The following is a 21,712-nucleotide window of genomic DNA, read 5'->3' as shown; positions in this document are numbered from 1 at the left end:
GCCTCGCAGTCGCCCCCCACCGCACCACTCCCGCTACAGCGGCACGATGTCCGGCGCCCCCAGCCGTGCCGCGTCGGCCGTCAGGTCGTCCGGCTGGCGCTGCGACTCGCGCTCCGCCTCGACCCGCTTCTCGTAGTGCTCCACCTCGCGCTCGATCTGGTCCTTGTCCCAGCCGAGGACCGGTGCCATCAGCTCCGCGGCCTCACGGGCGCTGCGCGTGCCCCGGTCGAAGGTCTCGATGGAGATGCGCGTACGGCGGGTGAGGACGTCGTCCAGATGGCGCGCACCCTCGTGCGAGGCGGCGTAGACGATCTCGGCGCGCAGATAGTCGTCCGCCGCCTGCAGGGGCTCGCCGAGGGAGGAGTCGGCGGCGATGAGATCCAGGAGTTCGTCGGCGAGCGACCCGTAGCGGTTGAGGAGGTGCTCCACGCGCACCACGTGGATCCCGGTGTTGGCCGCGATCCGCGCTCGCGCGTTCCACATCGCGCGGTACCCCTCCGCGCCGATCAGCGGGATGTCCTCGGTGACGCACTCGGCGACCCGCTGGTCGAGGCCGTGCACCGCCTCGTCCACCGCGTCCTTGGCCATCACGCGGTAGGTCGTGTACTTGCCGCCCGCCACGACCACGAGTCCCGGCACCGGATGCGCGACGGTGTGCTCGCGCGAGAGCTTGCTGGTGGCGTCGGACTCACCGGCGAGCAGCGGCCGCAGTCCGGCGTAGACCCCCTGTACGTCGTCGCGGGTCAGGGGCACCGAGAGCACCGAGTTCACATGCTCGAGGAGGTAGTCGATGTCGGCGCTGGAGGCCGCCGGATGCGCCTTGTCGAGGTCCCAGTCGGTGTCGGTGGTGCCGACGATCCAGTGCCGGCCCCAGGGGATGACGAACAGCACGGACTTCTCGGTCCGCAGGATCAGACCCGTGCTCGAGTTGATCCGGTCCTTCGGTACGACCAGATGGATGCCCTTGGACGCGCGGACGTGGAACTGGCCCCGCTCGCCGACCAGCGCCTGGGTGTCGTCGGTCCACACACCCGTCGCGTTCACCACCTGCTTGGCGCGGATCTCGTACTCCCCACCGCCCTCGACGTCCTGCACCCGGGCGCCGACGACGCGTTCGCCCTCGCGCAGGAAGCCGGTCACCCGCGCGCGGTTGGCGACCTTCGCGCCGTACGCCGCCGACGTGCGCACCAGGGTCGCCACATAGCGGGCGTCGTCCATCTGCGCGTCGTAGTACTGCAGGGCGCCGACCAGCGCGTCCCTCTTCAGGGCGGGCGCGACGCGCAGCGCGTGGCGGCGGCTCAGATGGCGGTGCCCGGGCAGGCCGCGGCCGTGTCCGCGGGCCATCGACATGGCGTCGTAGAGCGCGACGCCGGATCCCGCGTACAGCCGCTCCCAGCCCTTGTGCTGCAAGGGGTAGAGGAAGGGCACGGGCTTCACCAGGTGGGGCGCGAGCCGCTCCAGGAGGAGGCCACGCTCCTTGAGGGCCTCGCGCACCAGTGTGAAGTCGAGCATCTCCAGATAGCGCAGCCCGCCGTGGATCAGTTTGCTGGACCTGCTCGACGTGCCCGACGCCCAGTCACGCGCCTCGACCAGACCCGTGGAGAGACCGCGGGTCACGGCGTCGAGCGCGGTGCCGGCACCGACCACCCCGCCGCCCACGACCAGTACGTCCAGCTCACGCTCGGCCATTCCCGCCAGTGACTCGGCGCGCTCCGCCGGCCCCAGTGTCGCTGTCCTCACCGCTGCCTCCCGCTATCCGTTGCGCTGGCCGCACCCGTCCGGCGAAGCCCGGCTCTCACTCCCCATGCCCAAATTCTGACCGTGTTGCCCACCATCGGCCACCGACCACCCGGGGCCTGTGGACATCAATCGGGGACTCTCAAGGAAACACAGCCAAGTAATCCCGCAAATCGGTCATATTTACTCCTAGTCTGACATTGCGCTCGCCCGTCCTGTCCACAGGGTTTGCGCGCATGTCCCACTTCGGTTACTGGGAAGGACGGCCCACGCCATGCCCGCAGATCTCGCCGTCATCGGACTCGGTCATCTCGGCCTGCCCCTGGCCCAGGCCGCCGTCGCCGCAGGCATCCCCACTCTCGGTTACAAAACCGGGCCCGAGGGCGGCTCGCTCACCGCCGCCGAACTGCGCCGGATGCACTCGGGAGGCTTCCGGCCGACCACCAACCCGGCCGAACTAGGCCGGGTGCGCACCGCTGTCATCTGTGCGCCGACCCCGCGGGGCGCGGACGGCGCGCTGGACCTGGGCCAGATGGCCGCGGCCGCCCGCACCCTGGCCGCACGCCTGCGCCCGCACACCACGGTGATCCTCGAGTCCCCCGTGTACCCCGGCACCACCGAGGAATTCCTGCGCCCGCTTCTCGAAGAGGGTTCCGGGCTGCGGGCCGGCCGCGACTTCCACCTCGCGTACTCGCCCAGCCGGGTCGACCCCGGCAACCGCGACTTCAACCCCGGCAACACACCCAAGGTCATCGGCGGTCTGACCCCCGCCTGCACCGAGTCGGCCGCCGCCTTCTACAGCCGTCTCACCGACAAGGTCGTACGCGCGCGTGGACCACGCGAGGCGGAGACGGTCCAGCTCCTGGAGACCAACTTCCGGCACGTCAACATCGCCCTGGTCAACGAGATGGCCGTGCTCTGCCACGACCTGGGCGTCGACCTGTGGGACGTCATCCGCTGCGCCGAGACCAAGCCGTTCGGCTTCCAGGCCTTCCGGCCGGGGCCCGGCGTCGGCGGCCACGGAATCGCCCAGGACCTGATCGGCCACTCGGGCCGCACCCTCCGCATGGTCGAACTGGCCCAGCAGGTCAACGACCACATGCCCCAGTACGTCATCCAGCGCGCCGCGACCCTCCTCAACGAGCACGGGAAATCGGCCCGCGGCGCGCGCGTGCTGCTGCTCGGCGTCACCTACAAGGCCGACCTCGCGGACCAACAGGGCTCGCCCGCCCACGAGATCGCCCTGCGGCTCATGGAGCTGGGCGCGGCCGTGAGCTACCACGACCCGCTCATCCCCGCCTGGAGCGTCCTGGACCGCCCCATCCCCCGGGCCGACTCCCTGTACGAGGCCGCGGCCGACGCCGACCTGACGATCCTGCTCCAGCAGCACCGCACGTACGACCTCCAGGGCCTGTCCGTAAAGGCCCAACTCCTCCTGGATACCCGCGGGGCCACTCCGACCGGTGCGGCACACCGCCTCTGACCTCCCGTAAATCCCCCCTGCGGAGATCCATTTGGGCCTGCTAGTGTGCGGCAGCTCTCGCACACGAGTGCGCTTACATCTCCGCACTCTCCGCTGTGCGTTCACGTCCCTGGGGGGATCCACATGAGTCAGTCGTCCATGCCACCGTCCGGTCCGCCGGCCACGAACCTGGAGAAGGCCGAGCAGCCCGAAGAGGCCCAGCAGGCCGAGAATCCGTACGCCGACCAGCAGCCCGGCACCGGCACCCCGACCGCCCCGCAGTCGGAGGTCCCCCAGCAGGGCTTCCCGACGGCTCCGGGCTACCCGGTCGCCCCGGCGCCCCCGGCCGCTCCGGCCCGCACCAACGTCGTACTCGGTCTGGCAGCCGCCGTCGGCGCCGCCCTGGTCGCGGCGGGCGTCTACGGCGCCATCATCGGCGCGACCCGGCACGAGATCGGCTGGGCGGCCGTCGGTGTCGGCTTCCTGATCGGGCTCGCCGCGGGCCGCGTCGGCGGCCGCAGCCCCGTCCTGCCGATCGTCAGCGTCGTCCTGTCCGTGGGCTCGGTCTACCTCGGCCAGCTGATCGGCGAGGCCATGATCGGCGCCAAGGACAACGGCGTCGGCTTCAACGAAGTCTTCTTCCAGCACTTCGACTGGGTCCAGGAGGCATGGAAGGCCGAAGCCGACCCGCTGACCTTCGTCTTCTTCGCGATCGCCGCCTACGTGGCGTTCTCCAGCACCCAGAAGGCCGGCCGGTAACCGCTCGGCGGCACCACACGAAAGGGCCCGGTCACCGCGCGGCGACCGGGCCCTGACACGTCGTACGGACTAACGCTTGTGCTGCGAGTCCGCGACCGTCACCTCGACGCGCTGGAACTCCTTGAGCTCGCTGTAGCCGGTGGTGGCCATGGCGCGCCGGAGGGCACCGAAGATGTTCATCGAGCCGTCCGGGATGTGCGAGGGGCCGGTGAGGATCTCCTCGATCGTGCCGACGGTGCCGAGGTCGACCTTCTTGCCGCGCGGCAGTTCCTCGTTGACCGCCTCCATGCCCCAGTGGTGGCCCCGGCCGGGCGCGTCCGTGGCACGGGCCAGCGGGGAGCCCATCATCACCGAGTCGGCACCGCAGGCGATGGCCTTGGGGAGGTCGCCGGACCAGCCCACGCCACCGTCCGCGATGACGTGCACATAGCGGCCGCCGGACTCGTCCATGTAGTCACGGCGGGCGGCCGCGACATCCGCGACGGCCGTCGCCATCGGGACCTGGATGCCCAGCACATTGCGCGTGGTGTGCGCGGCGCCGCCGCCGAAGCCGACCAGCACACCCGCCGCGCCCGTGCGCATCAGGTGCAGGGCGGCGGTGTACGTGGCGCAGCCGCCGACGATCACCGGGACGTCGAGCTCGTAGATGAACTGCTTCAGGTTCAGCGGCTCGGCGGCACCCGACACGTGCTCGGCCGAGACCGTCGTACCGCGGATGACGAAGATGTCCACGCCCGCGTCCACGACGGCCTTGGAGAACTGCGCCGTGCGCTGCGGGGACAGGGCCGCGGCGGTGACCACGCCCGAGTCGCGCACCTCCTTGATGCGCTGCCCGATCAGCTCTTCCTTGATCGGGGCCGCGTAGATCTCCTGGAGGCGGCGGGTCGCGGTGTCCGCGTCCAGCCCGGCGATCTCGTCGAGCAGCGGCTGCGGGTCCTCGTACCGCGTCCACAGGCCTTCGAGGTTGAGCACACCCAGGCCGCCCAGCTCACCGATGCGGATCGCGGTGGCCGGCGAGACGACCGAGTCCATGGGGGCGGCCAGGAAGGGCAGCTCGAAGCGGTAGGCATCGATCTGCCAGGCGATCGAGACCTCCTTCGGGTCCCGGGTACGGCGGCTGGGGACGACGGCGATGTCGTCGAAGGCGTACGCCCGGCGGCCGCGCTTGCCGCGCCCGATCTCGATCTCAGTCACGTTGTGGCCTTTCCGTCTTCGCTTCTGCGTCTCCCAGTATCGCCGACGCCCACGACGAGGGCGGCCCCGGAACCCTCCGGGACCGCCCTCAAGCCGTACGGCTGCTGCTGACGACTACTGGTTACGGCTGTAGTTCGGTGCCTCGACCGTCATCTGGATGTCGTGCGGGTGGCTCTCCTTGAGGCCCGCCGAGGTGATGCGGACGAAGCGGCCCTTGGTCTCCATCTCGTCGATGGAGGCGGCGCCCACGTAGCCCATGGTCTGGCGCAGACCGCCGACGAGCTGGTGCAGCACGTTGGCCAGCGGGCCGCGGTAGGGCACCTGGCCCTCGATGCCCTCGGGGACGAGCTTGTCGTCGGACGCCACCTCGGCCTGGAAGTAGCGGTCCTTCGAGTACGACCTGCCCTGGCCGCGCGACTGCATGGCACCCAGCGAGCCCATGCCGCGGTACGACTTGAACTGCTTGCCGTTGATGAACTGCAGCTCGCCGGGCGACTCCTCGCAGCCCGCGAGGAGGCTGCCGAGCATCACCGTGTCGGCGCCGGCCGCGAGGGCCTTGCCGATGTCGCCGGAGTACTGCAGACCGCCGTCGCCGATCACCGGGACGCCTGCGGCGCGGGCCGCGAGGGCCGCTTCGTAGATGGCGGTGACCTGCGGGACGCCGATGCCGGCGACCACGCGGGTGGTACAGATCGAGCCGGGGCCCACGCCGACCTTGACACCGTCGACACCGGCGTCGATCAGGGCCTGGGCGCCGTCACGGGTGGCTACGTTGCCGCCGATCACGTCGACGCCGACGCTCGACTTGATCTTCGCCATCCAGTTGAGGGCGTTGCTGTTGTGCCCGTGCGAGGTGTCGACGATCAGGAAGTCCGCACCGGCCTCGGCCAGGCCCTGCGCCCGCTCCAGCGCCTCGGGGCTGGCGCCGACGGCGGCACCCACCAGCAGGCGGCCCTCGGCGTCCTTCGCGGCGTTCGGGTACTTCTCGGCCTTCACGAAGTCCTTGACCGTGATGAGGCCCTTGAGGATGCCCGCGTCGTCGACCAGCGGAAGCTTCTCGATCTTGTGGCGGCGCAGCAGCTGCATCGCGTCGTTGCCCGAGATGCCGACCTTGCCGGTGACCAGGGGCATCGGCGTCATGACCTCGCGCACCTGGCGCGAGCGGTCGGTCTCGAAGGCCATGTCGCGGTTGGTGACGATGCCGAGCAGCTTGCCGTTGCCGTCGGTGACGGGGACGCCGCTGATGCGGAACTTGGCACACAGCGCGTCGGCCTCGGCCAGCGTGGCGTCCGGGTGGACCGTGATCGGGTCGGTGACCATGCCGGACTCGGAGCGCTTCACGAGGTCGACCTGGTTGACCTGGTCCTCGATGGAGAGGTTGCGGTGCAGTACTCCCACGCCGCCCTGCCGTGCCATGGCGATCGCCATGCGCGACTCGGTCACCTTGTCCATCGCGGCCGAGAGCAGCGGGATGTTCACACGCACGTTGCGGGAGATGCGGGACGAGGTGTCGACCGCGTTGGGCAGCACTTCCGAAGCGCCCGGCAGCAACAGCACGTCGTCGTAGGTCAGCCCGAGTGTCGCGAATTTGGCGGGCACTCCGTCGACGTTGGCAGTCATGACACCTTCCCCAAATGGCCTTGATCGGTGCGGATGTCCATGCTAACGGGAAGCATGGCTCTCTCATTCCACGGTGCCGGCTGCCCGTTGGCTTCGTAGGTTCGTACGGGTCCGGGGGCGGCGCCGTTCATCCGCTGTCCCAAGGGGACACCCCCAGGAGGCTCGGTCGCTGCCGGGGAAGGCCACCCCGGCCCTTGCCGTCGCGGCCATTGCCGCCGCGACCCGCCGAGCGGGGCTACTGCTCGGCCAGCGCCCGGAGGCGGCTCAGGGCCCGGTGCTGGGCCACGCGGACCGCTCCTGGTGACATTCCCAACATCTGGCCGGTCTCCTCGGCCGTGAGGCCCACCGCGATCCTCAGCAGGAGCAGCTCGCGCTGGTTCTCGGGGAGGTTGGCCATGAGCTTCTTGGCCCATTCGGCGTCGCTGCTGAGCAGCGCACGCTCCTCGGGGCCGAGTGAGTCGTCGGGGCGCTCGGGCATCTCGTCCGAGGGCACGGCCGTCGATCCGGGGTGGCGCATCGCGGCGCGCTGCAGATCGGCGACCTTGTGCGCGGCGATGGCGAAGACGAAGGCTTCGAAGGGGCGGCCCGTGTCCTTGTAGCGCGGCAGGGCCAGCAGAACCGCGACACAGACCTCCTGCGCGAGGTCCTCCACGAAGTGCCGCGCGTCCCCCGGAAGCCGGGAAAGTCGCGTACGGCAGTAGCGCAATGCCAGTGGGTGTACGTGAGCGAGCAGGTCGTGCGTGGCCTGCTCGTCGCCGTCGACCGCGCGATGGACCAGCGCACCAATTGCCCCTTGGGCAGTGGCCGCCTCATCGTCACGCATCGGTCCATGGTGCCTTGGCGTCGTCCGATCCGTGGCACCGCGTCCATAGTTGTGCACCGAAGCGTTATGAGCAGGTGCGCCGGAACTCATTTCCTGCGCCCTCCCCTTCCGCTCGCCCGACTCGTCCCCGAGGAACTCCACACCTCAAGGATGCGGCATCCGCCGGGAAACGGGGATCGGGCATCGCAGAGACTCTCTTCGAGGGCCCGGCCCCGCCCGCCTCAGGGCGAGCGGGGACTGCTGCCGTCGTACCCTCCCGGCAGCTCACCTAGCGAACCAGGCCCCACCGGAAACCGAGCGCCACGGCGTGCGCGCGGTCCGAGGCGCCGAGCTTCTTGAAAAGCCGCCTGGCGTGCGTCTTCACGGTGTCCTCGGAGAGGAAGAGCTCACGGCCGATCTCCGCGTTCGAGCGGCCGTGGCTCATGCCCTCCAGGACCTGGATCTCCCGCGCGGTGAGCGTCGGCGCGGCACCCATCTCGGCCGACCGCAGTCTGCGCGGAGCGAGCCGCCAGGTCGGGTCGGCGAGCGCCTGCGTCACCGTGGCCCGCAGTTCGGCGCGCGAGGCGTCCTTGTGCAGATAGCCGCGGGCACCGGCGGCGACGGCGAGCGCCACGCCGTCCAGGTCCTCGGCGACGGTGAGCATGATGATGCGCGCACCGGGGTCGGCGGACAACAGCCGCCGAACAGTCTCGACGCCGCCCAGACCGGGCATGCGTACGTCCATCAGAATCAGGTCCGAACGGTCGGCACCCCAGCGGCGGAGGACTTCCTCGCCGTTGGCCGCCGTCGTGACACGCTCCACGCCGGGCACGGTCGCGACCGCGCGGCGGAGCGCTTCTCGGGCAAGCGGGGAGTCGTCGCAGACGAGGACGGATGTCATGGCCGCCCTCCGCAGCTGATGCGCGTCACCTTGAGCCTCCAGGCTGGTTACGAATCGTCACCTGAGCGGTCGACACTCGCCGACGGATACTGCCGTCTGCCCGAGCGCTTGTTCCTTCAACCGCCTCGCACTCTCAACGATGGTCACTCGAAAGAGTTACGGGGCCGTCCGTCATCTTCGGCACTCTACGTGAGGGTGCGGACACGGTGCAGACATGCACCACGGACCCTCAATCTTTCATCACAACCCATGCCCCATTTAGCCGGTTTTCTTCCCTTTTGCTGGTGTCTATGGCTAGATTCGCAATGAGTCATATTTTCATCTCCTTAGATCGTAGATGTACGGTCGATGGGCACATAGCAGCCCAGAACGGCAACAAGGGGACACGCAATGGCAGATTTCTCCCGCCTTCCCGGTCCGAACGCGGACCTCTGGGACTGGCAGCTCCTCGCGGCGTGCCGCGGGGTCGACAGCTCGCTCTTCTTCCACCCGGAGGGCGAGCGCGGTGCGGCACGGAGCGCTCGCGAGAACTCGGCCAAAGAGGTCTGCATGCGATGCCCGGTACGCGCCCAGTGCGCGGCGCACGCGCTGGCGGTGCGCGAGCCGTACGGGGTGTGGGGCGGACTGACCGAGGACGAACGCGAAGAGCTCATGGGGCGCGCACGCAACCGGCTCGTGTCGGCGGCGAGCGGTGGCGGGCCGTCGAGCCGGCTGCACACCTGAAGGAACGTTTCTGCTGACGGGCACGTACACGCGTGCCCCTGCTTTTGGCGCGCCCGCCGGGCGCGTCTCCCGGTGCGGTTGCGAGCGGATCCGCCCGGGAGGGCCCGCCTCAGCGTGCCGCGGCGCGGGCCAGCCGGGTCAGGGTGGCCGCGACCGCGGGCACCTGTGCGAGGTCCGGCAGGGTGAGCGCGACGATCTCCCGTCGTACCGGGGGTTCCACCGCCACCGTGCGCACTCCCTTGGGACGTACGGACTCCACGGCCAGCTCCGGGAGGACCGCGACGCCGAGACCCGCGCCGACCAGGCCGACCACCGCCGGATAGTCGTCGGTGGCGAAGTCGATGCGGGGCACGAAGCCGGCGGCCTCGCAGACCTCGACCAGCTGGCCCCGGCAGCGCGGGCAGCCCGCGATCCACGGCTCGCCGGCCAGTTCCCCGATGGCCACCGAGTCCGCCGTCCCCAGCGGGTGTCCCTCGGGGACGAGCCCGACGAGCCGGTCCACCAGCAGCGGCCGTACGACCAGGTCGTCCCATTCCTCGGCGCCCGCCGCGCCCTCGTACCGGAAGGCGAGCGCGATGTCGCAGTCGCCCTCGCGCAGCATCTCCACCGAGCGGGGCGGTTCCGCCTCCTCCAGGGAGACGCGGGTGCCCGGGTGGTCGGCGCGGAGTGCGGCGAGGGCGGTGGGCACCAGGGTGGAGCTGCCGCTGGGGAAGGAGACGAGCCGGACGCGGCCCGCGCGCAGCCCGGCGATGGCGGCCACCTCCTCCTCCGCGGCCGTCAGACCGGCGAGGATGCCCGCTCCGTGCCGGACGAGGGCCTCGCCGGCCTGGGTCAGGCGCATCTCGCGGCCGGTGCGGATCAGCAAGGGCGTACCGACCGAGGATTCGAGGGCCTTCATCTGCTGGCTGACTGCGGGCTGGGTGCAGCCCAGTTCGCGCCCCGCCGCCGAGAAGGAGCCGGTGGCGGCCACGGCGCGCAGAACACGGAGATGACGGGCCTCGATCACCCTTTGAGCATAAGCGATTCTTGGATATAACGTCGAATAGTGCGTTGATGCTTTGGGCGGTCATCGCTTAACGTTCCGTCATGAAGCTTCTGTCTCTGAACGTGGGCCGGGCGCGGGCCGTGGACTTCACGGACCAGCCGGAGGGCCTGACCGGCATCGACAAGCGGCCGGTGGACGGGCCGGTGCGGGTGTCGGCACCGGGTTCCAAGGGCCTCGGCGCCGGCGGCCTGGCCGGGGACGCCGTCTGCGACCTGCGCCATCACGGCGGGGACCACCAGGCGGTGTACGCGGTCGCGCGCGAGGACCTCGACGAGTGGGAGCGCGAGCTGGAGCGTCCGCTGGCGAACGGCATCTTCGGCGAGAACCTCACGACCGAAGGGCTCGACGTCTCCGGTGCCCGGATCGGCGAGCGCTGGGCCATCGGGGACGAGGTCGTCCTGGAGGTCACCAGCGGTCGTATCCCCTGCCGCACCTTCCAGGAGCACCTCGGCGAGAAGGGCTGGGTCAAGCGCTTCACGCGGCGGGGTGCGCCGGGCGCCTATCTGCGGGTCATACGCCCCGGCGAGATCCGGGCCGGCGACCCGATCCGGATCCTGCACCGGCCGGACCACGAGGTGACGGTGGCCCTCCAGTTCCGCGCGGTCACCCTCGAACGGGCCCTGCTGCCGCGGCTGCTGGCGGCGGGAGACGCACTGCACCCGGAGGCGCGGGACACTGCGCGTAAGTACGTGGAGAAGTACGGCAGTTCCGAGGGTACGGAGCGCGTTTCCGGGGCGTGAGCGGCGTATCGGCGGCCGCGGGGCGGGCCGCTGCCGGTGCTGCGGGGCGAGGCGGGGTCGGGCCCGACGAGCGGCTCGGGCAACGGGCGTTCGGGGCCCGTCCGGGCGGCTGGGGTACGCGTGTTCGGGGCCCGTCCCCGCCGGTGGGCAACGCCTGTCGTCGGGTGCGTGACCCCCGTACCGGCATCGGGCGGACGGGGTCCGGTGCGCGGCGTGAGCACCCCGCCCGCGGTCCTAACCTTGGGCCATGACAACGGCTTTGATTACGGGATCGACCGCGGGCATCGGCGCTGCCTTCGCGCGGCGGCTGGCGGCGGACGGCCACAACCTCGTCCTGGTGGCGCGCGACACCAAGCGGCTGCGCGAGCAGGCCACCGAGCTGCACGACCGGCACGGCATCGAGGCGGAGGTGCTGACGGCGGACCTGGCGACGGACGCCGGCATCGAGTCCGTGGCCGCCCGGCTGTCCGACCCGAAGAACCCCGTCGACCTGCTGGTCAACAACGCGGGCTTCGGCAACAAGGGCCGCTATCTGGACGTACCGATGGCCGACGAGCTGAAGATGCTCAAGGTGCACTGCGAGGCGGTGCTGCGGCTGACCTCGGCGGCGACCGCGAGCATGCGCGGCCGCGGCCGGGGCGGAGTCGTCAACGTCGCCTCGGTCGCCGCCTTCGTGCCGCGCGGTACGTACGGCGCGTCCAAGGCGTGGGTCGTGCAGTTCACGCAGGGCGCGGCGAAGGACCTGGCCGGCAGTGGCGTACGGCTGATGGCCCTGTGCCCCGGTTTCGTGCGCACCGAGTTCCACGAGCGGGCCGGCATGGGCACGGACAACATCCCCAAGTGGATGTGGCTCGACGCGGACAAGCTGGTCACGGCGGCCCTCGCGGACCTGGCCCGGGGCAAGTCCCTGTCCATCCCGGACCCCCGTTACAAGGCCCTGATGGGCGTGGTGAAGGTGACTCCGCGCGCGCTGCTCGGCGGGGTCACGTCGAAGACGGGGCGGAAGTACGGCCCGCAGTGAGTCGAGCGGTGCCGTTACGGGCGGGTCCTCGCGTCCGTCGACGGCGCGCAGCGACGCCTTCCCCGTTGGTGAAATCCCCTTAAACCGAAAGGTTCGAGGGGTTTTTCACTAGAATGGTGGTATTCCACCGGACCCAGGGGGCCGGAAGGCGGCGACGTCATGACCTTTGTGCAACTGATCGACTGCAAGACCAGTCGATTCGACGAGATGAACAGGCTCATGGACACGTGGGTCGAGCGAACCAAGGGGAAGCGGACCGCGACGCACAGCACGATCGGCAAGGACCGGTCGGACGCGTCCCACTTCATCGAGATCCTGGAGTTTCCGTCGTACGAGGAGGCGATGCGGAACTCGAACCTTCCGGAGACCGACACGATCTTCCGCGAGATGGTCGCCCTCTGTGACGAGATGCCCACCTTCACGGATCTGGATGTGGTGCGCGACGAGCAGTTGCACGCGGACAACGCGCGCCGGTTCTTCGAGACGGTCGGCGCGGCGGGTGAACTGCCGCCGCTCAACGACCTGATCGCGGAGAACTATCACGACCACGATCCCGCCAACGAGCAGGACACCATCGGACTCGACGCGATGCGGAGCGAGATCGGGATGTACCGGAGCGGGTTCGACTTCGCCTTCACCGTCGACGACCAGATCGCCGAGGGCGACCGCGTGTGCACGCGGTGGACCTGGAGCGGCACCCACAAGGGCGACTTCATGGGAATCCCGGCCACCGGCAAGAAGGTCACCATGACCGGGACGACCATCTTCCGGTGCCAGGAGGACGGAAAGATCGCCGAGGGCTGGTGGCAGAACGACCGGCTGGGGCTGATGGCCCAGCTCGGGGTGCTCGACGAGCTCGAGACCTAGGCCCTGTCGGCGCCGGAGACGGCAGAAGCCTCCCTTTCCCGGCTGGGAAAGGGAGGCTTCTGTGACCTAACGGCCCGGTGGGCCTGTCGGCCTGTCGGCCTGGAGGCCGGGCGGCCTCAGTGCGAGTGACCGTGACCGTGGCTGTGACCGGCCTCGCCCTCGTCGTCCGCCGGCTTCTCGACGACCAGGGTCTCGGTCGTCAGCAGCAGGGAGGCGATGGACGCGGCGTTCTCCAGCGCGGAGCGGGTGACCTTGACCGGGTCGATGACGCCGGCCTTGACCAGGTCGCCGTACTCACCGGTCGCGGCGTTGAAGCCCTGGCCCTTGTCGAGCTCGGCGACCTTGGAGGTGATGACGTAACCCTCCAGGCCGGCGTTCTCAGCGATCCAGCGCAGCGGCTCGACGGCGGCGCGGCGGACGACCGCGACACCCGTGGCCTCGTCGCCGGTCTTGCCGAGGTTGCCCTCGAGGACCTTCACGGCGTGGACGAGCGCGGAGCCACCACCGGAGACGATGCCCTCCTCGACCGCGGCGCGGGTCGCGGAGATGGCGTCCTCCAGACGGTGCTTCTTCTCCTTGAGCTCGACCTCGGTCGCGGCGCCGACCTTGATCACGCACACGCCGCCGGCCAGCTTCGCGAGGCGCTCCTGGAGCTTCTCGCGGTCCCAGTCGGAGTCGGTGTTCTCGATCTCGGCCTTGATCTGGTTGATCCGGCCGGCGACCTCGTCGGAGCTGCCGCCACCGTCGACGATGGTGGTGTCGTCCTTGGTGACGGTCACGCGGCGGGCGGTGCCCAGCACGTCCAGGCCGACCTGGTCGAGCTTGAGGCCGACCTCCTCGGCGATGACCTGACCACCGGTGAGGGTGGCGATGTCGCCGAGCATGGCCTTGCGGCGGTCACCGAAGCCGGGGGCCTTCACCGCGACGGCGTTGAAGGTGCCGCGGATCTTGTTCACGACCAGGGTCGACAGGGCCTCGCCCTCGACGTCCTCGGCGATGATCAGCAGCGGCTTGGAGGCGTTGGCCTGGATGACCTTCTCCAGCAGCGGCAGCAGGTCCTGGATGGAGCTGACCTTGCCCTGGTGGATGAGGATGTACGGGTCGTCGAGGACGGCCTCCATACGCTCCTGGTCGGACACCATGTACGGCGACAGGTAGCCCTTGTCGAAGGCCATGCCCTCGGTGAAGTCGAGCTCCAGACCGAAGGTGTTGGACTCCTCGACGGTGATGACACCGTCCTTGCCGACCTTGTCCATCGCTTCGGCGATGAGCTCGCCGACCTGCGGGTCCTGGGCGGACAGACCGGCGACGGCGGCGATGTCGGACTTCTCGTCGATCGGCCGGGCGGTCGCGAGGAGCTCCTCGGACACGGCCTTGACCGCGGCGTCGATGCCCTTCTTGAGCAGGGCCGGGGAGGCACCCGCGGCAACGTTCTTCAGGCCCTCGCGGACGAGCGCCTGGGCCAGCACGGTGGCGGTGGTGGTGCCGTCACCCGCGATGTCGTTGGTCTTGGTCGCCACCTCCTTCACCAGCTGGGCACCGAGGTTCTCGTACGGGTCCTCGATCTCGACCTCGCGGGCGATGGTGACGCCGTCGTTGGTGATGGTGGGGGCGCCGAACTTCTTGTCGATGACGACGTTGCGGCCCTTGGGGCCGATCGTCACCTTCACTGTGTCGGCAAGCTTGTTGACGCCGCGCTCAAGGGCGCGACGGGCGTCCTCGTCGAACTTCAGGATCTTCGCCATGGGAGCGATTCAGCCCTCTCGGAAAACTTGGGAGAAACGAACTGCGCCCCCAGCGCCCGGCTTCTTAGGTCGCGGGGGCCAGGGGCGCAGTTCACTGCAAAACTGGGTGAATTACTTCTCGATGATCGCGAGCACGTCGCGAGCCGAGAGGACGAGGTACTCCTCGCCGTTGTACTTCACCTCGGTGCCGCCGTACTTGCTGTAGAGCACTACGTCGCCGACGGTGACGTCGAGCGGAAGACGGTTACCGTCCTCGAAGCGACCCGGGCCCACGGCCAGGACGACGCCCTCCTGGGGCTTCTCCTTGGCAGTGTCCGGGATGACCAGGCCAGAGGCGGTGGTCTGCTCGGCGTCGAGCGGCTGGACCACAATGCGGTCCTCGAGCGGCTTGATGGCAACCTTGGAGCTGGTGGTCGTCACGATCCGACCTCCCCCTTCGGAGATCTCACGGGGTTAACTGTCTGAGGTGGCGACCAGGTCGATCCGTCGTCGCGGGTGCCGGACCTGCCCGTCGCTATTGGCACTCTCCAGTGGGGAGTGCCAGACCCGAGACTATGACTGCGATTAGCACTCGGTCAAGCGGAGTGCCAAACGCCTGCCGGCGCGGCGGGGGATTTGGGTGCCCTGGGCGGGGGCGGGCGTCTTCTGGGGGCGCTGCCCCCAGGCCCCCGTATCGGCCTGGACGGCCTTGTCCTCAAACGCCGGACGGGCTGGTTCTCCCCCGGATAGTCCTCCAGACGCACGAGCGGGATGCCCCCTACAGGTAGTCCTCGAGGCGAGCGGGCGTCAGGCCCTGGGACTGGATGCGGCGCAACAGGCGGGTCATGGTTGCGGTGACGTCGGGTTCTTCGGGGCCGAGGAGGATGTCGCCCGGGTGCAGCCGGCCGGCGTCGGCGTCCCGGCCCAGTACGACGGCGGAGACACCGCAGTCGGCGGCGGCCCGCAGCGTGGTGGTGTCGTAGGTGCCGTACGGGGGGCGGAGCAGCCGGGGGCGGATGCCGAAGCGGTGCCTGAGCTTCTCCTGCTGGCCGCAGATCTCGGCGCGCTGGCCGGCGTACGGCAGGCCGCGCAGCGAGGTGTGGTCGAGGGTGTGGTTCTGCACGCTCGCGCCGAACGCCCGCAGTTGCGCGAAGTGCCCGTACCCGGGCCCGACGACGCTGTCCGTGAGGAACATGCTGACCGGCAGCCGCAGTTCACGGACCATGTCGACGAACCGCGGATCCCGCTCGGCGCCGTCGTCGTACGTCATGAAGACCACCTTGTCCCGGGTGGGGACGTGGTCGACCACCGGCGGCAGGCCGGGGCCGGCGGCGGGCGCGGCGGCCCGCCGGTCGGGGCGCCCGGGGGCCGCGGCGAGCGGGGCGGCCAGCCCCCAGCGGCGGTACGTCGCGGCGGTCGGCCGCTGCGGTGCGTGGGTGCGCACGCGCTCCGCCGCCTTCTTGCCCAGCCGTTCGATCGGGTCGACGGACTGGGCGCAGCCGGTGACCCCGGTGAGCAGCGCGGAGGCGAGCAGGCCGGCCAGCAGGGTGCGGGCCCGCGCGGTCATCGGGGGCACTCCGGTCGTACGTCCCGGGCGGGGCGTACGGGCACCCTCACAGGTAGTCCTCCAGCCGCGCCACGGCGTACCCCTCGTCCGTGACCTTCTTCAGGAAGCGGCGGACCATGTCGGGCATGGTGCCCTTCCAGTCCTCACGGCCCCGGAAGTGGGTCAGGACGATGTCGCCGGGGTGCAGGGACCGGTCCCACTCGCGGTACTCCCAGTGGTCGACGAAGACCTCTTCGTTCCAGATCGGCGCGTACCTGATGCCGCAGGACTTGGCGGCGCGCAGGGTGTCCTCGTTGTAGTTGCCGTAGGGCGGCCGGAAGAGGGACGGGCGCTTGCCGAACTGCTTCCTCATCACGTCCTGCATGCCGCAGATCTCGTGCTTCTGCTGGTCGTACGAGAGCCCGGGCAGGTAGGGGTGGTGCAGGGTGTGGTTGTTCAGGGTGATCCCGCGGGCCTGCATCTTCCTGAAGTAGCCGTAGTTCTCGTTGGCGAGGTAGTCGCTGAGGAAGGCGGTGTACGGGATCTTCAGGTCGCTCATCATCTTCAGGAACGCCGGGTCCTTCTCGGCGCCGTCGTCGATGGTGAGGAAGACGACCTTGTCCTTGGTGGGGATGGTCGTGAAGACGGGGGGCAGCTCGTCCTGGTCCTCGACCTCGAAGCCCTTGCGGGCCTCGATCACCGGCTTCTTCGCCGGGGCGGGCGGCGCGGCCAGCGGGGTCTTGGCCAGGCCCCAGCGCTTGGCCGCGGCGACTCGTGCGGCCTGCGCGACACGCAGCTTCGAGGCGTACGAGTCCAGGGCGCGGGCCGGCGGCGCGTGCAGCGCCTGCGGTCCGTGGGCGCCCTTGACGGCGGAGTCGGTGCCGGCGCAGCCGGCGGCGAGCGCGGCGGCCGCGAGCCCGGCGAGGGCGCCCCGGACCCCTCCCACCGCGGTCCGCTTCGTGCGGTTTTCATCATTTTGTCGTACGAGTCGCATGGCGCCGGATCCTCCCAGGTCACCGCCGCCGGGACGGGCCGACACCGCCGCCGGGCGCGCACCGTCCACCGACTGGCCCACAATGGGCCGGTGAACGACCTGGATCCGCTGGCCTCCTTCGCCTCCCTCCGCACTCCCGAGGGCCGCGCCCTGCTCGACGCGGCGCGCGGCACCGAGCCGGCCCAGGAGCTGGCCGTGGCGACCCGGCTGCGCCGCGACCATCCGGCGCCCCTGGTGACGGCGGTGCTCGCCCAGACGCGGCTGCGGCAGCGGGCGGCGGCGAAGTTCGGGGCCGAGGACGCGGAGCGGATGTTCTTCACGCCGAACGGGGTCGAGCAGTCCACCCGGACGAGCGTCGCGACATATCGCGCGGAGCGCTTCGGCGCGCTGGGCGTCCGGTCCGTCGCCGACCTCTGCTGCGGTATCGGCGGCGACGCGATCGCGCTGGCCCGCGCCGGGATCCGGGTCCTCGCCGTCGACCGGGACCCGCTGACGGTGGCGGCGGCCCGCGCGAACGCCGACGCGCTCGGTCTCGCGGACCTGATCGAGGTGCGCGAGGCGGACGTCACGGAGGTGGCCACCGAGGAGTACGACGCGGTCTTCGTGGACCCGGGCCGGCGCGGTGGACGCGGCCGGATCTTCGATCCCGAGGCGTACTCGCCGCCGCTCTCCTGGGCGGTCGGGGCGGCCCTGAAGGCACCCCGGGCCGCCCTGAAGATCGCGCCGGGCGTCCCGCACGAGGCGATTCCGGCGGAGGCCGAGGCCGAGTGGATCTCGGACGGCGGGGACGTGAAGGAGGCCGTGCTGTGGTTCGGCACGGAACCGGGCCTGGTCCGCGCCACCCTGCTGCCGGGCCCCCGTGAGCTGCGCGGCCGGGGGCTGCCCGACCCGTCGGTGCGGCCGCTCGGGCGCTATCTGTACGAGCCCGACGGCGCCGTCATCCGCGCCCATCTCGTCGCGGAGGTGGCCGAGGAGCTGGACGGCGGCCTGCTCGACGAGACGATCGCGTACGTGACCGCCGACGGCCTGCGCCCGACCCCGTACGCGACCGCCTACGAGATCACCGACCAACTCCCCTTCAACGTCAAGAAGTTGAAGGCGCTGCTGCGGGAGCGCGGGGTCGGCATCCTCACCGTGAAGAAGCGCGGCTCGGCCGTCGAACCGGAGGAGCTGCGACGGAAGGTGAAGCCGCAGGGGCCCAACTCGGCGACGGTGTTCCTCACCCGGGTGGCGGGAGCACCGACGATGCTGGTCGGCCACCCGGCCTAGACCCCCCGCCGCTCGGGCGCCCGCCGAGACCCGCTCCGGCCGGCCACCCCGCCGAGGCTCCCCCCCTTCCGGCCGCCCCGCGACTCCCGCCGGCCGGGCTCCCCACCCGGGCTCCCGCCGGTCAGGCGTCCGCCCCCGCGAGCGCCGGCTCAGCGGCACTCCTCCGCGCGGGCCCGCAGCAGTTCGCGTTCCCGTTCGTTGCGGGCGAGGGACGCGGCGCGTTCGAACTCCGCCCGGGCCTCCCGCGTACGGCCGAGCCGGGCGAGCAGGTCGCCACGCACGCTGGGCAGCAAGTGGTAGTCGCCGAGAGCCGGTTCGGCGGCCAGGGCGTCGACCAGGGCGAGGGCGGGCTCGGGGCCCTCGGCCATGGAGACGGCGACCGCACGGTTCAACTCGACCACCGGGGACGGGGAACGGGCCGCGAGCAGGTCGTACAGGGCGACGATCCGGCGCCAGTCCGTGTCCTCGTACGCGTACGCCTGGGCGTGGCAGGCGGCGATCGCGGCCTGCAGGGCGTACGGGCCGGGGCCGCCGGTGGAGACGGCGTTGGCGCGGCCGAGCGCCGCGAATCCGCGGCGGATCAGCATCCGGTTCCAGCGCCGGCGGTTCTGGTCCCTGAGCAGCACCGGCTCGCCCGCGGGGCCGGTGCGGGCGGCCGTCCGCGACGACTGGAGCTCCAACAGCGCGGTCAGCCCGTGCACTTCGGGCTCCTTGGGCATCAACTCGGCCAGTACGCGGGCCAGCCGCAGGGCGTCCTCGCACAGGGCGGGCCGCAGCAGGTCGTCGCCCGCGGTGGCCGCGTACCCCTCGTTGAAGATCAGGTAGATGACCTCCAGGACCGACCCCAGCCGGGCCTCGCGCTCCGGACCGTACGGCACCTCGAAGGCGACGCCCTTCGCGGCCAGTGTCCGTTTGGCGCGCACGATCCGCTGGGCGACCGTCGCCTCGGGGGCGAGGTAGGCGCGGGCGATCTCGGGCGTGGTCAGGCCGCCGAGCAGCCGGAGCGTGAGGGCGATACGGGCCTCGGCGGACAGCACCGGATGGCAGGCGGTGAAGACGAGCCGCAGCAGGTCGTCGTCGATGTCGTCCGGGTCGGCGGGCGCGTCGACGTGCTGCGGGGCGCTCTCCAGGTCCCGCCCGACCTCGGCCAGCTTGCGCGCGTAGCGCTCCCGGCGCCGTACGAGATCGATCGCGCGATGCTTGGCGGTGGCCGTCAGCCAGGCGCCCGGGTTGTCCGGCACGCCGTCCCGCGGCCACTGCTCCAGGGCGGCGACCAGCGCGTCCTGCGCCAGCTCCTCGGCGATGCCGACGTCCCGCACGATCCGGGTGACGCCCGCGATGATCCGGGGCGACTCGATCCGGAAGATCGTCTCGACGGCGGCGACGGCCTCGTCGGCCGTGCTGTCGCCCCCGGTCCCGGCGTCGGCTGAGGCGGAGGTCGCGGGTGCGGCGGTGGGCTGCTCGGTCACAGCCCACCATGAGACACCCGCGGAACCGTCCGGCCAAGCGCCCCGCTCAGCCCTCCGCGATCTCCCGGACCTCGGAGGTCACGGTCCAGTGCTCCTCGTGGATCTTCAGGAAGCGCTTGGCCCACTCGATCGCCTCGGCCTTGTCCTTGGCCTGGATGATCGCGTAGCCGCCGACGACCTCCTTGGACTCGGTGAACGGGCCGTCGGTGACGGACAGCTGCCCCTTCTCCCAGCGGACCCGGCTGCCCTGGCCGGTCGGCGTGAGCCCCGCCGTGTCCAGCAGGACGCCGGCCTTGGTCATCTCCTCGATCAGCTCCCCCATCCGCTGCATCAGCTCGGGGCTGGGGCCCTCGGCGGGCGCGTTGGCCTCGTCGATCCGGACCATCGACAGGTAGCGGGGCATGGTGACTCCTTCGGTACGACGGCCGGGGCGTCCCGGTCGTCCCGGGCGGGGCCGCTCCCCGCCTCTCACCAGTGCGTCGAACGGGACCCGTGCCGATCGACACCCGCGCCGGATTTTCTTCGAGAAAATTCTTCGCGGCATGCGTTTTCGCAGGTCACCAACCATGAATCCAGGTCGAGCGGGGTCGATGGGTCAGTGCGGCGTCACTTCAGCGAGGCCCACAGCTCGGCCGCCTCCGGCTCGTCGGCCACCACCCGGTTGCGGTCGGACGGGGCCGTCACCACCGGCATCATCACCGTCGTGACCTCGTCGGACGACAGTCCCTTCAGGCTCTGTCCGAGCTTCGTCAGCTCGCCGAGCGAGTCGAGACCCGTGTCCGTCGTCAGGCTGCCCGTGACGGCGTCGGCGACCTTGTAGAGCCGGCTGGGGCTCGTCAGCAGGTCGGTCGACCCGATCTGCTCCAGCAGGGCCTTCACCAGCTTCTGCTGGAGGCCTATGCGGCCCAGGTCGCTGCCGTCGCCTATGCCGTGCCGGGTGCGGGCCAGCGCCAGCGCCTGAGTGCCGTTCAGATGGCGGGTCCCGGCGGCCAGGTGCAGATGGCTCTGGTCGTCGTCGATGTCCTCGTCCGTCGTCACGGTGACGCCGCCGAGGGCGTCCACCAGACCGGCGAAACCCGAGAAGTCGATCTCGATGTAGTGGTCCATCCGGACGTTCGTGAGGGACTCCACCGTCTTCACCGCGCAGACCGGACCGCCCACCGCGTACGCGCTGTTGAACATCGCGCCGTACGCCACCGATGTCGTCCCGCCGGACGTCAGGGGACACGACGGGCGGGTGACGAGGGTGTCGCGCGGGATGCTCACCACCGTCGCGGTGGTGCGGCCCTCGTCGATGTGGACGACCATCGCCGTGTCGGAGCGTGCCCCGCCGCTGTCGCCGCCGCCGAGCTGGGCGTTCTCCGCGCCGCTGCGGGAGTCGGAGCCGAGGACCAGGATGTTCAGCGGTCCGCTCGGCAGCGGGGCCGCGGAGGCCGAGGCGGACGCCGAGGGCGTGGGCACCGTCTTCGGCGGTCGGTCGTCACCGAGCGCGCTGTTGATGTCGACGCTCTTGATGTTGTGGTTCAGATGCCAGTAGGCCCAGCCCGCTCCGGCGGCGGTGAGGACGAGGGCACCGGCGAGCGCGATCCCGGCGGCCTTGAGCAGACGAGGCCGGCCGCGCCTGCCCGACACCAGGCCAAGGCCACCGACTCCCCCGGCGCCCGTGCGGGCGTCCCCGTGCTCCTCGTCTCCTGTCACGCGGAGGAACATAAGTCCGAATTATTACGAGCAGGAACCTCTTCTCGTCTTTCCTTCGGAAATTCTCAGACTTCTCAGGCACGGTTCAGATCGCGGAGGCGCGCCGAGATCCCCTGTGGGAACGGGCCTTCGGGACGGCCC

General features: G+C 70.7%; 20 protein-coding genes. 7 read left to right on the top strand and 13 right to left on the bottom strand.

Features of this window, described 5'->3' with window-relative positions; all coding sequences use genetic code 11:
• Nucleotides 1-33 precede the first annotated feature (33 nt).
• A complete protein-coding gene (locus ACFWM2_RS22900; RefSeq protein WP_383282786.1) occupies nt 34-1,740 on the bottom strand; it encodes a glycerol-3-phosphate dehydrogenase/oxidase in 1,707 nt (568 codons plus the stop codon).
• Nucleotides 1,741-2,011: 271 nt separating this feature from the next.
• Between ACFWM2_RS22900 and ACFWM2_RS22895 the strand changes: the two genes are divergently transcribed.
• Both ACFWM2_RS22895 and ACFWM2_RS22890 read left to right on the top strand, forming a co-directional pair.
• Complete coding sequence (locus ACFWM2_RS22895) at nt 2,012-3,220, top strand: nucleotide sugar dehydrogenase (RefSeq protein WP_383282783.1); 1,209 nt, start codon at nt 2,012-2,014, stop codon at nt 3,218-3,220.
• Between the two features lie 123 nt (nt 3,221-3,343).
• A complete protein-coding gene (locus tag ACFWM2_RS22890) occupies nt 3,344-3,958 on the top strand; it encodes a hypothetical protein (RefSeq protein WP_383282780.1) in 615 nt (204 codons plus the stop codon).
• Nucleotides 3,959-4,027: 69 nt separating this feature from the next.
• On the opposite strand, the gene ACFWM2_RS22885 is transcribed toward ACFWM2_RS22890, so the two are convergent.
• The 4 genes from ACFWM2_RS22885 to ACFWM2_RS22870 form a co-directional block, all read right to left on the bottom strand.
• A complete protein-coding gene (locus tag ACFWM2_RS22885) occupies nt 4,028-5,152 on the bottom strand; it encodes a GuaB3 family IMP dehydrogenase-related protein (protein ID WP_383282777.1) in 1,125 nt (374 codons plus the stop codon).
• 114 nt (nt 5,153-5,266) lie between these two features.
• Nucleotides 5,267-6,772 (bottom strand): IMP dehydrogenase, encoded by a 1,506-nt coding sequence (guaB, locus tag ACFWM2_RS22880; RefSeq protein ID WP_383282774.1) that lies wholly within the window; start codon nt 6,770-6,772, stop codon nt 5,267-5,269.
• Between the two features lie 235 nt (nt 6,773-7,007).
• Nucleotides 7,008-7,595 carry a sigma-70 family RNA polymerase sigma factor gene (locus tag ACFWM2_RS22875; RefSeq protein ID WP_266497194.1) on the bottom strand — a complete coding sequence of 196 codons (588 nt, stop codon included), beginning with the start codon at nt 7,593-7,595 and terminating at the stop codon, nt 7,008-7,010.
• 268 nt (nt 7,596-7,863) lie between these two features.
• Entirely contained in the window at nt 7,864-8,475 is a 612-nt protein-coding gene (locus tag ACFWM2_RS22870; protein ID WP_003948568.1) for a response regulator transcription factor, read from the bottom strand.
• A 390-nt stretch (nt 8,476-8,865) separates the two neighbouring features.
• On the opposite strand from ACFWM2_RS22870, the gene ACFWM2_RS22865 reads away from it, so the two are divergent.
• The gene (locus ACFWM2_RS22865; protein ID WP_383282771.1) at nt 8,866-9,198 is read left to right on the top strand and encodes a WhiB family transcriptional regulator; all 333 of its coding nucleotides are present in this window, start codon (nt 8,866-8,868) and stop codon (nt 9,196-9,198) included.
• Nucleotides 9,199-9,307: 109 nt separating this feature from the next.
• Here ACFWM2_RS22865 and ACFWM2_RS22860 read toward each other — a convergent pair whose 3' ends face one another.
• Nucleotides 9,308-10,204 carry a LysR family transcriptional regulator gene (locus tag ACFWM2_RS22860; protein WP_383282768.1) on the bottom strand — a complete coding sequence of 299 codons (897 nt, stop codon included), beginning with the start codon at nt 10,202-10,204 and terminating at the stop codon, nt 9,308-9,310.
• Between the two features lie 80 nt (nt 10,205-10,284).
• Here ACFWM2_RS22860 and ACFWM2_RS22855 point away from each other — a divergent pair, with 80 nt between their 5' ends.
• The 3 genes from ACFWM2_RS22855 to ACFWM2_RS22845 all read left to right on the top strand — a co-directional run bounded on the left by ACFWM2_RS22855 (nt 10,285) and on the right by ACFWM2_RS22845 (nt 12,871).
• Nucleotides 10,285-10,983 (top strand): MOSC domain-containing protein, encoded by a 699-nt coding sequence (locus ACFWM2_RS22855; protein ID WP_383282765.1) that lies wholly within the window; start codon nt 10,285-10,287, stop codon nt 10,981-10,983.
• Between the two features lie 247 nt (nt 10,984-11,230).
• The gene (locus ACFWM2_RS22850; protein WP_383282762.1) at nt 11,231-12,004 is read left to right on the top strand and encodes an SDR family NAD(P)-dependent oxidoreductase; all 774 of its coding nucleotides are present in this window, start codon (nt 11,231-11,233) and stop codon (nt 12,002-12,004) included.
• 159 nt (nt 12,005-12,163) lie between these two features.
• On the top strand, nt 12,164-12,871 hold the full coding sequence (locus tag ACFWM2_RS22845; RefSeq protein ID WP_383282759.1) for an ester cyclase: 708 nt from the start codon (nt 12,164-12,166) through the stop codon (nt 12,869-12,871).
• 116 nt (nt 12,872-12,987) lie between these two features.
• Here ACFWM2_RS22845 and groL read toward each other — a convergent pair whose 3' ends face one another.
• From groL to ACFWM2_RS22825, 4 genes are all read right to left on the bottom strand, one after another.
• Complete coding sequence (gene groL / locus ACFWM2_RS22840) at nt 12,988-14,616, bottom strand: chaperonin GroEL (protein WP_383282756.1); 1,629 nt, start codon at nt 14,614-14,616, stop codon at nt 12,988-12,990.
• A gap of 111 nt (nt 14,617-14,727) precedes the next feature.
• Nucleotides 14,728-15,036 carry a co-chaperone GroES gene (gene groES / locus ACFWM2_RS22835; protein WP_261705370.1) on the bottom strand — a complete coding sequence of 103 codons (309 nt, stop codon included), beginning with the start codon at nt 15,034-15,036 and terminating at the stop codon, nt 14,728-14,730.
• Between the two features lie 337 nt (nt 15,037-15,373).
• Nucleotides 15,374-16,162: a polysaccharide deacetylase family protein gene (locus ACFWM2_RS22830; protein WP_383282752.1), complete on the bottom strand. Its 789-nt coding sequence runs from the start codon at nt 16,160-16,162 to the stop codon at nt 15,374-15,376.
• 46 nt (nt 16,163-16,208) lie between these two features.
• Nucleotides 16,209-17,135, bottom strand: a complete 927-nt coding sequence (locus tag ACFWM2_RS22825) for a polysaccharide deacetylase family protein (RefSeq protein ID WP_383282749.1) — start codon at nt 17,133-17,135, stop codon at nt 16,209-16,211.
• Nucleotides 17,136-17,225: 90 nt separating this feature from the next.
• On the opposite strand from ACFWM2_RS22825, the gene ACFWM2_RS22820 reads away from it, so the two are divergent.
• The gene (locus ACFWM2_RS22820) at nt 17,226-18,404 is read left to right on the top strand and encodes a methyltransferase domain-containing protein (RefSeq protein WP_383282746.1); all 1,179 of its coding nucleotides are present in this window, start codon (nt 17,226-17,228) and stop codon (nt 18,402-18,404) included.
• A gap of 149 nt (nt 18,405-18,553) precedes the next feature.
• Here the strand turns inward: ACFWM2_RS22820 and ACFWM2_RS22815 are convergent, their stop codons facing one another.
• From ACFWM2_RS22815 to ACFWM2_RS22805, 3 genes are all read right to left on the bottom strand, one after another.
• On the bottom strand, nt 18,554-19,873 hold the full coding sequence (locus tag ACFWM2_RS22815) for an RNA polymerase sigma factor (protein WP_383282743.1): 1,320 nt from the start codon (nt 19,871-19,873) through the stop codon (nt 18,554-18,556).
• Nucleotides 19,874-19,919: 46 nt separating this feature from the next.
• Entirely contained in the window at nt 19,920-20,276 is a 357-nt protein-coding gene (locus tag ACFWM2_RS22810) for a YciI family protein (RefSeq protein ID WP_383282740.1), read from the bottom strand.
• A 203-nt stretch (nt 20,277-20,479) separates the two neighbouring features.
• Nucleotides 20,480-21,571 (bottom strand): LCP family protein, encoded by a 1,092-nt coding sequence (locus ACFWM2_RS22805; protein ID WP_383282738.1) that lies wholly within the window; start codon nt 21,569-21,571, stop codon nt 20,480-20,482.
• Between the last annotated feature and the right edge of the window lie 141 nt (nt 21,572-21,712).

Origin of the sequence: Streptomyces sp. NPDC058371 (assembly GCF_042723265.1) — a bacterium.
GTDB lineage: Bacteria > Actinomycetota > Actinomycetes > Streptomycetales > Streptomycetaceae > Streptomyces.
Note: the sequence above shows the minus strand (reverse complement) of the source record. Positions and strands in the feature narration are given on the sequence as shown.

What these genes read in the sequence shown, in the direction of transcription:
- ACFWM2_RS22895 (WP_383282783.1), top strand. Translation starts at nt 2,012, where the DNA reads ATGCCCGCAGATCTCGCCGTCATCGGACTCGGTCATCTCGGCCTGCCC.
- ACFWM2_RS22890 (WP_383282780.1), top strand. Translation starts at nt 3,344, where the DNA reads ATGAGTCAGTCGTCCATGCCACCGTCCGGTCCGCCGGCCACGAACCTG.
- guaB (WP_383282774.1), bottom strand. Translation starts at nt 6,772, where the DNA reads ATGACTGCCAACGTCGACGGAGTGCCCGCCAAATTCGCGACACTCGGG.
- ACFWM2_RS22875 (WP_266497194.1), bottom strand. Translation starts at nt 7,595, where the DNA reads ATGCGTGACGATGAGGCGGCCACTGCCCAAGGGGCAATTGGTGCGCTG.
- ACFWM2_RS22870 (WP_003948568.1), bottom strand. Translation starts at nt 8,475, where the DNA reads ATGACATCCGTCCTCGTCTGCGACGACTCCCCGCTTGCCCGAGAAGCG.
- ACFWM2_RS22865 (WP_383282771.1), top strand. Translation starts at nt 8,866, where the DNA reads ATGGCAGATTTCTCCCGCCTTCCCGGTCCGAACGCGGACCTCTGGGAC.
- ACFWM2_RS22855 (WP_383282765.1), top strand. Translation starts at nt 10,285, where the DNA reads ATGAAGCTTCTGTCTCTGAACGTGGGCCGGGCGCGGGCCGTGGACTTC.
- ACFWM2_RS22850 (WP_383282762.1), top strand. Translation starts at nt 11,231, where the DNA reads ATGACAACGGCTTTGATTACGGGATCGACCGCGGGCATCGGCGCTGCC.
- ACFWM2_RS22845 (WP_383282759.1), top strand. Translation starts at nt 12,164, where the DNA reads ATGACCTTTGTGCAACTGATCGACTGCAAGACCAGTCGATTCGACGAG.
- groL (WP_383282756.1), bottom strand. Translation starts at nt 14,616, where the DNA reads ATGGCGAAGATCCTGAAGTTCGACGAGGACGCCCGTCGCGCCCTTGAG.
- ACFWM2_RS22830 (WP_383282752.1), bottom strand. Translation starts at nt 16,162, where the DNA reads ATGACCGCGCGGGCCCGCACCCTGCTGGCCGGCCTGCTCGCCTCCGCG.
- ACFWM2_RS22825 (WP_383282749.1), bottom strand. Translation starts at nt 17,135, where the DNA reads ATGCGACTCGTACGACAAAATGATGAAAACCGCACGAAGCGGACCGCG.
- ACFWM2_RS22810 (WP_383282740.1), bottom strand. Translation starts at nt 20,276, where the DNA reads ATGCCCCGCTACCTGTCGATGGTCCGGATCGACGAGGCCAACGCGCCC.